The sequence below is a fragment of the Dysosmobacter sp. genome (genome assembly GCF_052306735.1).
In the GTDB taxonomy this organism is placed as follows: Bacteria; Bacillota; Clostridia; order Oscillospirales; family Oscillospiraceae; genus Oscillibacter.
The window spans coordinates 44,456-57,122 of sequence record NZ_DAWBAJ010000004.1; the positions used below are offsets into that span (position 1 = coordinate 44,456).

The following is a 12,667-nucleotide window of genomic DNA, read 5'->3' on the forward strand; positions in this document are numbered from 1 at the left end:
AAGGAGGTGCTCCCCATGTATGAACTGATCCAGGCCGCTCCCCGAACCTACTATATCCAGTGCCCCGCCAAGATGGGCCTTTGGCGCCTGACGGACACGGATGTGGTTCTCATCGACAGCGGCAACGACAAGGACGCCGGACGCAAGGTGCAGAAAATCCTGGACGCCCAGGGCTGGCATCTTGCCTGCATCCTCAACACCCACGCCAACGCCGATCACAACGGCGGCAATGCCCTGCTCCAGCAGCGGCTGGGAGCCCCCGCCTACGCCCCGGGGATCGAGGCAGCCATTACCTCCCACCCCATTCTGGAACCCGCCTTTCTCTATGGCGGCTATCCCCCCAAGCCCCTGCGCAACAAATTCCTCCTGGCACAGAAAAGCGACTGCCATCCCCTGACGGAGGACACCCTGCCGGAGGGCATCACCATGGAGCCCCTGCCGGGCCACTTCTTTGAGATGTGCGGATACCGGACGGCGGACGGTGTGTGGTTTTTGGCAGACTGCCTCTCCGGGGCCAACATCGTGGAAAAGTACCACGTGAATTTCATTTACGACGTGGCGGGCTATCTGGAGACTCTGGACAAGATCTGCGCCCTGGAGGGCAAGCTCTTCATCCCCGCCCACGCCGAACCCACAGAGGATATCCGCCCTCTGGCGGAACTGAACCGGGCCAAGGTCCTGGAGATCATCGGCGTGATTACGGATTTCTGCCGGGAGCCCCGGGGCTTTGCGGACATCCTGCAGCAGCTCTTCGCCCACTACCAGCTGACCATGGACTTCAACCAATATGTGCTGGTGGGCAGCACAATCCGTTCGTACCTTTCTTATCTGCTGGATCAGGGGCGTGTATCGGCGGAATTCACAGACAATCGCCTGCTGTGGCGGACAATCTGACGAAAACGGAGCGGCATAGCCGCTCCGTTTCCAGTTTGTCACCAAATTGAGGTTGACAACTGTCTACCTCTATGATACGGTAGCCTCAGAAAAAGGTAGACATTCGTATACCTTCGGAGGTGAGAACATGTCCATCAATCTCTCCGACAGCGAGTGGAAGCTGATGAACCACCTGTGGGAGCAGTCCCCCCGCACCATCACAGAACTGACGGCGGCGGTGAAAGGGGAAACCGGCTGGTCCAAAAACACCGTTATCACCATGCTTGCCCGGCTGGAGGCCAAGGGCGCCGTCCGGCATGAAGAGGGACTGCGGGCCAAGCGGTACTTCCCGGTGGTAGCCCGGGAGGAAGCTGCCCTGGCGGAGACGGAGAGCTTCCTCTCCAAGGTCTACGGCGGCAGCCTGGGGCTGATGGTCTCCAACCTGGTGGAGTGCCGGGGCCTGACGGAAACAGACATTGCGGAGCTCTCCGCGATTCTGGAAAGGGCGGGAGGTGAGGAGTCATGAAAGACGTCCTGCTGACATCCTCCGTACTGATTGGGGCACTTTTGATCCTGCGGCTGCTGTTTCGCCGGGTGATTGCCCGTCGGGTACAGTATGCCCTGTGGCTGCTGGTGGCAGTGCGGCTGCTGGTCCCGGTGAGCCTTCCGGCGGCGGATTTCTCCGTGCTGACGGCGGCGGAGCCGGTATCCCGGCAGATTACTGCGCCATCCCTGTACATGGAGCCAGTTCAGGAAGACGTGGAGGGTCCGGCAGATCTCCCGGCTCTGGACAAAACGCCCTCAGACTACAGTCAGGTGGCCATCGGCGGCGCCACGAAGGATAATACACGGGTATTCACTGACGAGAAAAACGTAACCCACACCGTGGAATATGCCCGGCAGATCCACTTGACGGATATTCTGGCTCCCGCCTGGTACGCGGGTATCGCGGTGATGCTGTTCTGGATGCTGGTTTCCAACCTGCGCTTCTGGCAGATGCTCCGTCGGAAGCGGGTCCCCTATGAGATGCAGGATTGCCTGTACCCGGTGTATCTGGTAAAGGAAGGGCTCTCTTCCCCCTGCCTCTTTGGCCTGGTGTCTCCCGCCATCTATCTGACCCCCGCCGCCGTGGAGACCCCGGAGCGGCTGCGCCACGTCATTGCCCACGAAAACGCCCATGCTCGGCACCTGGACCACCTGTGGGCACTGGTGCGGAGCGTGTGCCTGGCGGTGTACTGGTTCAATCCCCTGGTGTGGGCGGCGGCAGCAGCCTCCAAGGCGGACGGAGAGCTGGCCTGCGACGAAGCCGCCCTGAAGCGGCTGGGGGATGCAGAACGCCTTCCCTATGGTCGGACACTTCTGGCGTTGATCCCGGTGGGAGGCCGCGCACCTACGCCGCTGCTCTCCACCTCCATGACAGCCGGAAAACGGCAGCTGAAAGACCGCATTCTGCGGATCGCCCAGAACCGCCGGACTGTCACCGCAGCCCTCTTTGCTGTCATCGCCCTGACGGCTGGCGTCTGTGCCGTCACTTTTACCAACGGAAAAACCTCGCCTCAAACGGAGGAGCCCCGCCCCCTCACTGGCGAGGAGCTGGCATACTTCAATGAGGAATACTTCAACGGTGATGATTTCAACATCCGCAATCAGTTCCTCTCCTCCCTGTACACAAGTCCGGAGGAAATCAATCTTTTCTCCCTCTTTTACGATGGCACCGGTCTTCCGGAGGAAATCACCGACGTGGAGCGTCAGGCAGTGGCAAACGCCCGTTACGGCGGCAGCGATCCCGGCACGGATCTCATCAAGATCTCTGCCGCCAATGCCGACGCCATTCTGGAGGCCAATACCGGCCTGACCTTGTCGGAAACCCAGCGGGTGGATTTAGACGCCTTTACCTACCTCCCGGAATACGACGCCTACTACACCTTCCACGGGGATACCAATTACCCCGGCACCGTGGTCTTCTCCGCCGGAGAGCAGGAGGGAGACCGAATCCGCCTCTATTGCCCCGACAGCCGGTTCGGCAATCCCGGAGGCACCAACTGCCTGACGCTGGCGGTGCAGCCTGACGGAAGCTATTGGTTCGTTTCCTATCTCTTCTCAGAACCAGCGGCGATCCCCACAGTCTACCCGGAGGGAGACCCCTGGCTGACCATTTCCCTGACAGGCCTCTCCCCCTATGAGCCGGAAATGCCCCAGGCAGTCCGGCATACGGACGACCGGACGGAGGAATACTTGCTGACAGGCGTTTATGACGACAGTCTTGTCCTCTATCGCTCCACCGACGGCAATCTCTACGCCGCCGTGGAAAATGAAATCGTCTCTGACGAAAGCGGCATCGTGACCTGGGATGTGGGGTGTTTCTTCACCTTCCCGGCCGGGACGGCGTTCTCCGATGTCTCGGTCACGAGTTTCTACGATCTCTTGGGCCACGACGGCATGGCCTTCTCCTACCACGGACAGCTGGGTGAATACACCTCCAGCCTCATCACGGATTTCTGGTATCTGGATGAGGACGGCGTCCCCTGCCTGCTGGCCCGGGCCCGCGGGGAAACAGCCATGGTGGACCTGGACGGTAACGGGGAAAACGAGCTCCTCACGGACCAAAACCAGCTTTTCTTCCAGCGGGAGGGAAGCCTCTATGCGGCGGATATCACCGCACTTTTGGAGGCCAACTGGCCGGAGATGACCTGGTGGGACTACAGCTTGATCGACACCAGCCGCCGCTGCCTTACCATCTCCGGCTTTGCCCGGGAAACCAATGCCCTGGCGGACTCTGAGACCCAGTTCAATTTTGTCCGCTACTGCTACTTTGATGGGGAAAACCTGCTCTTCTACGATGATACCACCACCTACACCGACCATGTGTCCGACAGCATTGACGCCCCGGACTACGCCCTGACGGCAGCCCGGGACCGGGTACTTGCGGACCTGGCCGGGTGGCAGGCCCGATCTGACAGCACAGCAGGCTGGGACGACTGGCGCATCACCGGCCTCTCCTCCGTGGATCTGGGAGAACCCTACACCTCCCTGGGTCTGGAGGTCTACTCCTTTGGCTATGAGCTCCACGCTGCCGCGCCGGAACACGTGATCCTGGCAGGGGGCATATACGTCCTGGAGGATGGCTGGGTGGGCGGCATGAACAGCTCTCCCTATCTGGTATTCCTACGCCAATCCAACGGCACCTCCGTGCTGCTGAACGCCGATATTCCCGGCGACGTGGGCGCAGACATGGCCATCCCCGCCTTCCAGGCAGCCATAGCCCAGATTACCATGGACAACGGGCTGCTTCTCCCCTCCCGGATGGATCCGGAGACGATTTTGAACCTCTTCTGCGTCAACAGCTTTGCCTTCCTCGATAGCCTGTCGAATCTCCCGGAGACGGAACAGGCGGCGGCAATCGAGGCCCTGGCCTCCTTCCACAACCAGGGGCTCTTGGAAGAAGAGGGCAATCTGCGCCACACCATGCAGAATATTGCCTGGTCTCAGGGCAGCCTGTCGGAGGGCGGTGCAGCTGTCTGGCGGGCACTGCTCTCTCGCACCGGCATCCAACCCAACGGCATCGGTGACTCCTATGACCGGTTGGACGACGCCATTTTAAACGCCATTCTGGATCACCGCGCCAGCGCCTCCGGCCATCAGGACGACTTCTACGCCGCCTCCTATACCACCCTGGACTCCGTCCAGTCCGGCAACACCCGGACGGAGTATCTCCTCACCTGCTTTGGCTCCTACGACCCGTCAGACGACGGCAGCAGCTACACCCTGGAAACCGGCGGCATCGAGCCTGCCGCCCTGACCTTCGCCACCATCAACGGCCTCTATCAGCTGACAGAGTACTGGACGCCTACCGGAGGCAACCGGTATGCCGCGGATCTCCGCAGGGTATTCCCGGAGGAAGCGGCACAAGCGGCTCTCTCTCCCAGTGCTGAAACACGCTCCGGCCTGGAGCGGCGGCGGGAGCAGCGGGCACAGGAACAGTTTGCCGCTCTGCAGGCCGCCGCGCCCCAGGAGCCGGAAGCCGCAGCTTTTACCGCTGCGGACGTGGAGTTTTCCAATCAGCCTTTGGATGGATCCGCAGACTCCATGACCTATGAAGAGCGTCTGGCGTGGGCGCAGGACACCGCGCTTCCGGAAACCGTCGATCTCATTTCAACCGGAACATACCGTGAAGAAGCGGGCTGTTTGGCCATTCTGGGTCAGTGGGTGGGCACCCCCCATACGGATCAATATAACCTACTTCTCCGCCTTCCCGACGGCACCCTGGCTAACCTTCCTTTGCCTTCGTCCAACCCAGTAAATGTCGCCCCGCCGGACACCATGGCGTTTAGCGGCGGAACTTTCGTTTACACCATCAATTTCCCCGAGGACTTTGTATTCTATGACAGTCAAACCCTGCTCCATCTGGCTGGCACCTACCGCTACACCGTGGATCTGGCAGCCAAGACTGTCTCTCTGACCGTCACAAATCCCTAAACCCCTTTTCAATTCCTCCCGTCTCTGGTATGCTGTTGCTATCCGAGACAGGAGGAATTGTATGTTATGAAGGACTTACTGCTGCTGGTGCTGGTGATCCTATTCGGCGCGGCGGTGCTGCGCCTGGCCCGCCGGATCCTGACACATACCCAGCCCCAGCCGGAATCCCAGGCCACTCCTTGGATCACCCTGACAGCCCGGGAGGCCAAGAAACATCTGGACGAGGACGCAGGCATCATCCTGCTGGACGTACGAACCCAGGAGGAATACGACGGCGGCCATATCCCGGGGGCTGTCTGCCTGCCGGTGGAGACCTTCGGCGATGGAGATCTCACTACACTGCTGCCGGATAAAAATGCGGAAATCTTTGTCTACTGCCGCTCAGGGCGGCGCAGTGCCCAGGCCGCCAAGCTGCTGACGGATCTGGGCTACACCGCTGTGACGGACTTCGGAGGCATTCTGGACTGGCCCTACGGAACTACCCGGGAATAAGACGGCAAAAAGAGCGCGCATCCAGTGTGGATGCGCGCTCTTTTTTATTACTGTCCCAGGAACACCAGGCTCTTTTCCGTAATGAAATTGGGGATGCTGAAGAGCACCACGATCTCATCAATACCGTTTTCCGCCGCGTACTGAGCGAGGGACATGTGATAATACCGGGTATCCATCAGGTGAACTTCTTCAAAGCTCTGGGAGAGGAAGGGTGCCAGGGAGTCCGAGTAGGAATCCCGGATCACCAGCACGTTTCCCTGCCCCGCCGCATTTTCATTACGGATGACGCAAAGAGGCTGATTGCCCCCCAGGAAAGCGGAATACTTGTCTTTTTTTGCAAGATAGCTGCGGTCGTAGAGGGAAGCCGCCTCCGCTTCTCCGGTACGCCAGGAGGTAACGGAAAGCCCCTCCTCCGGCACGTAAAACTCCATGGTGTCCGGTGTCAGCCAATGGATTCCCGACTGGGAGTAGAGGGTACCGTTGAAGTCCGTGGTGACGGTCTCTGGGTCAAAGGCATCCAGGGGGATAATGTCATCCGCCCGGCCCAGGGCCTCCATGAGGGCCGTGTAGCCGTAATAGGCCCCCAGGGAAGTCCAGTGGTGATCCGTGCGGTAGAAGATCTCCTCCCCGGCATGCTCCGTCAGGACACCGGCAAAGTCCACCATAGGGACCCCCAGGCCCGCCGCCTGCTGCAAAAACGAGACCTGATCCCAGTTCTGGGCACCTGCCGGGAGCTTGTCCGCCCAGATCTCCGCTGCCGAGGGGATGAGGCCCAGATAGACTGGGATCCCGGCATTTTCCGAGAGCTTGCCCACATAGGAGAGGTTCTTTTGATCCAGATCGTCCTCAGGCGCGTCCACCTTGGAAATCAGAGTATCTCCGCAGAGATAGACATTGTTGAAAAGCTGTTTGCCCAAAAGCTGCTCCGCCCGGGCTTTCATGCCGGTCCAGCCGTCCCGCAGGGGAAACTGATCCTGAACATACTCCTCCAGGGCCTCCATATACGTGCCGTCCAGCACGCCGGAGACCGTCAGCTCCGGCATCTGGGCCAGGGTGCGGTTCTCCACATCAGAGCGCTCCCGATCCGGCAGGATGGCCTGCCAGACCATCAGTCCGCCCAGGAAGAGGCAGAAGAGAACCGTTATAAAGCGGGCATATCCTTTTGTCATGGTGTCTCCCTCCTCAGAACCGGAAATACAGAAACGGATTATAGCTGCCGTCCACCAGATAGGCAGTGCAAACAGCCAGGCTCGCCAGCATCAAAATGGGGGTGAGCACCTGCTCCGCCCGCCGGGGAAGGCGCTGCCACAGGCGCCGCAGCAGCGTGGTGGAACCCACGATCAGCGCCAGGAACGTCAGGGCATAGCTGCGCAGCCAAAAGAGGTCCGCGCTGTTCCACAGTCCGTCGGCACCGAAGCAGGCGGCCAGATACCGGCCACATACCCCCAGGTCCTCCATGGCGAAGATGCCCCAGCCCACAAATACCACGATGATGGTGTAGGTGTGCTTGATCCACCCCGGCGTCCGGGTGAGCACATCCCGCAGGACGTACTTCTCCAGGATCAGCCAGGCGGCAAAATACAGTCCCCACAAAATGAAATTCCAGCTGGCGCCGTGCCAGAAGCCGGTGCAGAACCACACGATGAGGATATTGCGCAGCGTCTTGGCGGTACCGTGGCGGTTGCCCCCCAGGGGAATATACAAATACTCCCGGAACCAGGCTGTCAGGGACATGTGCCAGCGGCGCCAGAACTCCGTCACAGAGGCGGAGGTGTAGGGATAGTTGAAGTTCTCGTTGAAGCGGAACCCGAAGATCTGCCCCAGACCGATGGCCATATCGGAATAACCGGAGAAATCAAAATAGATCTGGAACCCATAGGCAAAGAGGCCCATCCAACCTCCCAGCACTGTCAGCGTCCCGGCGGACCGGGCTGCCAGGCAGGTATCCCACAGGGCACCGATGGAGTTGGCCAGCAGCACCTTTTTGGCAAGGCCCACACAGAACCGCCGGGCTCCCAGGGCAAAATCCTCGCTGGTGTTGATCCGGTTCTTCAGAGCCGCCGCCACCGTCTTGTACTGCACCACAGGCCCGGCAATCAGCTGGGGGAACATAGTAACAAAGGTACCGAAGTCCACCAGATTCCGCTGCACCGGGGCATCCTTGCGGTAGACGTCGATGGTATAGCTCATGGTTTGGAAGGTAAAGAAGGAGATGCCGATGGGCAGCGGGATTCCCAGCTGGGGCACGCTGATCCCCGGGATCAGGGAGAGGTTGGCCGCCAGGAAGTCCCAGTATTTGAAAAAGCCCAAAAGGAGCAGATTGAAGATCGCGCTCTGGGCCACGAACCACCGGGCCTTTTTGTCGTCGGCCCGGTATTTTTCCACCAGCAGTCCGTGGGTGAAATCGATGAGGGTGGAGAGAATCATAATCAGGATATAAGCGGGGGTATCCCACCCATAGAAGATCAGGCTCACCACCAGAAGCACCCAGTTGCGCCACTTCAGGGGTGCCAGGAAATACACCAGCAGCGTCAGCGGCAGGTAGGCGAACAGAAATGTCAGGCTGCTGAAAACCAAGCAGTCTCCTCCTCTCTCGGTAAAAGCACGCCGTCACGCAGAGGGATAACGGCGCTCAGACAGATTTGCAGCCGCAGGCTAAGCTACGGCTGCGAGGATCAAAAACACGGATCAGGCAAAAAGATCGTTGAACTGCTCCACGATCTCATCCTGATGCTCTGCGGAGGCGACCATAGCCACATAGTTTCCGTTCTGAACCACCTTGGCCTTGCCCCAGGCCTCCATGGACTCCGGGTACCAGGCACCGCCCTCGGCCTGGGCGTCCACCCGGTCCTGCAGGATCTCCACAGCTTTCTGGGTATCTTCTGCCGTTTCGCACTCCACAAGTACCAGTTCATTGACCACAGAGCTCATCAGCGGGGCCTTTACCAGCAGCTGCTTGGCAGCTACATCTCCCATACCGGGGTAGTAGCTCTCCAGCATATCGCCCTCGATGGTGGTCATCAGCAGATCACCCTCCTGGCTGTTCTGGGCATCCTCCGTCCAGTGGTACTCCTCACAAAGCTGGGTATAAAAATCACTCAGGGAAACCTCCTTGGTCTCTGTTTCCTCTGTGGAAGAACTGCCGCAGGCCGTCAGCAGGCCCAGCGCCAGCAAAAGTGTCATGGTCATAGCCAGTTTGCGCATCATCATGATTGTCTCCTTTTCATCCCATTGTATTTTTTCCGTCTGATAGACGGCACACCGATAAAAAAAGTTCCCGCCTCTTTAAAAATCATCTGCATTTTCCCGCAAATTATCCAGGCCCCAGGGCCTGCTTGCAATTATCCCTGTTTCGCGGTATGATTGCAACGACAATTTGACAACAAACCCGTAACAAATTGAAATAGAAAGCAGGCGTTTTTTATGTACAGCTTCCGCAATGACTATAGTGAAGGGGCACATCCCAGGGTGCTGGAGGCCCTTACCAAGACGAACCTCCTTCAGACCTGCGGCTACGGTACGGATCCCATCTGCCGGGAGACGGCAGACCTGATCCGGACATTATGCAAAGCTCCCCAGGCGGACGTGCACTTTTTGGTCGGCGGCACCCAGACCAATCAGGTGGTGGTAGCCGCTCTGCTGGCGCCGTATGAGGCAGTGATCAGCACCCACGCAGCTCACGTCAACACCCACGAAACCGGCGCCATTGAGGCCACCGGCCACAAGGTCTGCGACGTGTTTGCTCCCGACGGCAAGCTGACGCCGGAATTGGTGGAATCCGTACTGGCCCAGCACAACGGCACGGAGCACATGGTTCTGCCCCGCATGGTCTACATCTCCGATACCACGGAGATGGGCACTGTTTATACCAAGGCGGAGCTCACCGCCCTGCGGCGCTGCTGTGACCAGCACGATCTCCTCCTATATCTGGACGGTGCCCGCTTGGGCAGCGCTCTTACCGCACCCTCCAACGACCTGACACTGGCGGATGTGGCGGCCCTTACCGACGCATTCTACATCGGCGGCACCAAAAACGGCATTCTCTTCGGTGAGGCACTGGTTCTGTCCAAGCCTCACCCCCACTTCCGCTGGCACATGAAGCAGCGGGGTGCAGTGCTGGCCAAGGGCCGGCTGCTGGGCGTGCAGTTCCGGGCCCTGCTGCAAGACGGCCTCTTCTTCGACATCGCCCGCCATGCCAATGCCCAGGCCCAACGCCTGGCGGAGGGAATGGAGGCACTGGGCATTCCCTTCTCCACGCCGCCTGTCTCCAACCAACTGTTCGTCATTTTGCAAAATGAGACCGTTGCCCGTCTGCAGGAGCTGGGCTACGAATTTGAAACAGATCACGAAGTGGATCCCGCCCACACCTGCATCCGCCTGGTAACCAGCTGGGCAACGCCGGATCAGGCGGTGGAAGACTTCTTGCGGGATCTCAAAGGCATCCTGTAATCTTCCCAGGTATTCGCCGGTTCTCTCCTTTCTCTCAACAATCACTGTTTTACCGGCACGCTTTTCACTTGCAGATTTTTCCGGCAAAAAAGCGGAATATTCGTTGCCTTTCGAGTCAAACTAGGCTTGCGATACCCAGTGACCCAACATTCACTATGATTCAGATGAAAAGGAGAAACCCATATGTCTAGCAACAACAACAAGATCAACGTTCCCGAGGCCCGTGCCGCTATGGATAAGTTCAAGATGGAGGCTGCCGCCGAGGTTGGTGTGAACCTGAAGGAAGGCTATAACGGCGACCTCACCTCCCGTCAGGCCGGTTCCGTGGGCGGCCAGATGGTCAAGAAGATGATCGAGTCCTACGAGAAGAACCTGTAACTTCCACTGAACGCAGCAAGGGACCCGGCAGCCGCCGGGTCCCTTAGCCTGTCAAAAAGTTTTTGACAGGCTGCCCAAGATTTCAGAACTGAAAAAAGTTCTGAAATCTTCTCATTAAAAACGAAAGACACCCCTCCTGGGTTTCTTTCGTAACTATCTTCCTTCCCGTAGTCCAGGGCAATTCCATAGATTGAAAATCTCAGGGACCCGGCAGCCGCCGGGTCCCTTTTTCTATTCAAAGGTTCTTCTCCCGCTCTGCCCGGGCAAGATCCGCCAAGGTAAAGCGGTCGATATACGCATTGATGGTGGCGTAAAGCCCCGTCCAGAAATCCAATGTAGCGCACCGGTCGCACCGCTCGCACAGATTCTCTTCCCCCTCCAGGCAGGCCACCGGGGCAAGGTTCCCCTCCGTCAGACGGAGGATACTGCCCACGGTGTACTCTTCCGGTCTGCGGGTCAGGCGGTATCCCCCCTGGGCTCCCCGGCCGCTGCGCAGCAGCCCCGCCTTGCTCAAGAGCCCGGCGATCTGCTCCAGATACTTCATGGAGATCTGCTGGCGCTGGGCCACATCCTTGAGGGAGACGAATCCATCCTCCCCATTCACGGCAATATCGATCATCAGTCGCAGGGCATAGCGCCCCTTGGTGGAAATCTTCATGAACCGGCAGCCTCCTTCCCTTTTCCCCATTTTGCCATGGAGTTAGTAGGATTTCAAGTAAAACTTGACGGCTGTCTCCCCTGTGGAATTGACAGTTCGGCGGTTTTTTCGTACAATAAACACGGTTTGAACGCCTACACACGAAAGGAGCCGGAAGTATGGACTACGCAAAGGAATCACTGCGCCTGCACTATGAATGGAAGGGCAAGCTGGAGGTCACCCCCCGGGCAGAGGTGAACTCCAAGGAGGCACTGTCCCTGGCCTATACGCCGGGCGTTGCCCAGCCCTGCCTGGAGATTCAAAAGGATATCGCCAAGAGCTACGAGCTCACCCGGCGGTGGAACACCGTGGCGGTGGTCACCGACGGCAGCGCCGTGCTGGGCCTGGGAGACATCGGCCCCGAGGCCGGTATGCCGGTGATGGAGGGTAAGTGCGTCCTCTTCAAGGCTTTCGGAGGCGTGGATGCCATTCCCCTTTGCGTCCGCAGCCATGATGTGGATGACATTGTCAACACCGTGGCGCTGCTGGCAGGTTCCTTCGGCGGCGTGAATCTGGAGGATATCTCCGCTCCCCGCTGCTTTGAGATCGAACGTAAGCTCAAGGAGCGCTGCGACATTCCCATCTTCCACGACGACCAGCACGGCACCGCCGTCATCACCCTGGCGGGTCTCACCAACGCGCTGAAGGTGGTGGGCAAGCGTCTTGGGGATGTCCGCATCGTCATCAACGGCGCCGGAGCCGCAGCCATCTCCATTACGAAGCTGCTGCTCTCCGCAGGTGCCAAGGACGTGACCCTCTGTGACCGCAAGGGCGCCATCTATGCCGGCCGCAGCGAGGGCATGAACTGGATCAAGGAGGAAATGGCCCAGGTCACCAATCCGGAAAAGCGCGCCGGATCCCTGGCAGATATGCTGGCCGGAGCGGATGTCTTCATCGGTGTCTCCGCTCCCGGGGTCGTCACCACGGATATGGTCCGCACCATGGCCAAGGACGCCGTTCTCTTCGCCTGTGCCAACCCCACGCCGGAGATCTTCCCCGACGACGCCAGGGCCGGAGGCGCGGCGGTGGTAGCCACCGGCCGCAGCGACTATCCCAATCAGATCAACAATGTTCTGGCATTCCCCGGCATCTTCCGGGGCGCTTTGGACGCCCGGGCCAGCGACATCAACGACGACATGAAAATCGCTGCCGCCCATGCTCTGGCGGGGCTCATCTCGGATGAGGAGCTCTCCGCAGACTATATCATCCCCGCCGCCTTCGATCCCCGGGTGAAAGATGCCGTGGCCTCGGCTGTTGCCCAGGCCGCCCGGGATTCCGGCGTGGCCCGCATCTGATTTCCGC

Annotated in this window: 11 protein-coding genes; 7 read left to right on the top strand and 4 right to left on the bottom strand. The window is 59.4% G+C overall.

Features of this window, described 5'->3' with window-relative positions:
• Positions 1-15: 15 nt before the first annotated feature.
• The 4 genes from ACT67G_RS02060 (at position 16) to ACT67G_RS02075 (ending at position 5,841) form a co-directional block, all read left to right on the top strand.
• Positions 16-894 carry an MBL fold metallo-hydrolase gene (locus ACT67G_RS02060; protein ID WP_443662810.1) on the top strand — a complete coding sequence of 293 codons (879 nt, stop codon included), beginning with the start codon at positions 16-18 and terminating at the stop codon, positions 892-894.
• Between the two features lie 127 nt (positions 895-1,021).
• Positions 1,022-1,399, top strand: coding sequence for a BlaI/MecI/CopY family transcriptional regulator (locus ACT67G_RS02065; protein WP_325247054.1), 378 nt, complete (start codon positions 1,022-1,024; stop codon positions 1,397-1,399).
• Complete coding sequence (locus tag ACT67G_RS02070) at positions 1,396-5,349, top strand: M56 family metallopeptidase (protein ID WP_443662811.1); 3,954 nt, start codon at positions 1,396-1,398, stop codon at positions 5,347-5,349. Before ACT67G_RS02065 ends, ACT67G_RS02070 begins: the two co-directional genes overlap by 4 nt.
• Before the next feature lie 66 nt (positions 5,350-5,415).
• Positions 5,416-5,841 carry a rhodanese-like domain-containing protein gene (locus ACT67G_RS02075; protein WP_325247132.1) on the top strand — a complete coding sequence of 142 codons (426 nt, stop codon included), beginning with the start codon at positions 5,416-5,418 and terminating at the stop codon, positions 5,839-5,841.
• A gap of 47 nt (positions 5,842-5,888) precedes the next feature.
• On the opposite strand, the gene ACT67G_RS02080 is transcribed toward ACT67G_RS02075, so the two are convergent.
• From ACT67G_RS02080 to ACT67G_RS02090, 3 genes are all read right to left on the bottom strand, one after another.
• Positions 5,889-7,010 carry a DHHW family protein gene (locus ACT67G_RS02080; protein ID WP_443662812.1) on the bottom strand — a complete coding sequence of 374 codons (1,122 nt, stop codon included), beginning with the start codon at positions 7,008-7,010 and terminating at the stop codon, positions 5,889-5,891.
• 13 nt (positions 7,011-7,023) lie between these two features.
• Positions 7,024-8,418, bottom strand: a complete 1,395-nt coding sequence (locus ACT67G_RS02085; protein WP_325247134.1) for an MBOAT family O-acyltransferase — start codon at positions 8,416-8,418, stop codon at positions 7,024-7,026.
• Between the two features lie 111 nt (positions 8,419-8,529).
• The gene (locus tag ACT67G_RS02090; RefSeq protein ID WP_326215100.1) at positions 8,530-9,051 is read right to left on the bottom strand and encodes a DUF4358 domain-containing protein; all 522 of its coding nucleotides are present in this window, start codon (positions 9,049-9,051) and stop codon (positions 8,530-8,532) included.
• A gap of 213 nt (positions 9,052-9,264) precedes the next feature.
• Between ACT67G_RS02090 and ACT67G_RS02095 the strand changes: the two genes are divergently transcribed.
• Together ACT67G_RS02095 and ACT67G_RS02100 are read left to right on the top strand one after the other, a co-directional pair.
• A complete protein-coding gene (locus ACT67G_RS02095) occupies positions 9,265-10,290 on the top strand; it encodes a threonine aldolase family protein (protein WP_443662813.1) in 1,026 nt (341 codons plus the stop codon).
• 183 nt (positions 10,291-10,473) lie between these two features.
• Complete coding sequence (locus tag ACT67G_RS02100; protein ID WP_325247137.1) at positions 10,474-10,668, top strand: alpha/beta-type small acid-soluble spore protein; 195 nt, start codon at positions 10,474-10,476, stop codon at positions 10,666-10,668.
• A 235-nt stretch (positions 10,669-10,903) separates the two neighbouring features.
• On the opposite strand, the gene ACT67G_RS02105 is transcribed toward ACT67G_RS02100, so the two are convergent.
• Entirely contained in the window at positions 10,904-11,326 is a 423-nt protein-coding gene (locus tag ACT67G_RS02105; protein ID WP_325246252.1) for an RrF2 family transcriptional regulator, read from the bottom strand.
• A 158-nt stretch (positions 11,327-11,484) separates the two neighbouring features.
• Between ACT67G_RS02105 and ACT67G_RS02110 the strand changes: the two genes are divergently transcribed.
• Positions 11,485-12,660, top strand: a complete 1,176-nt coding sequence (locus ACT67G_RS02110; protein WP_443662814.1) for an NAD(P)-dependent malic enzyme — start codon at positions 11,485-11,487, stop codon at positions 12,658-12,660.
• Positions 12,661-12,667: the final 7 nt, after the last annotated feature.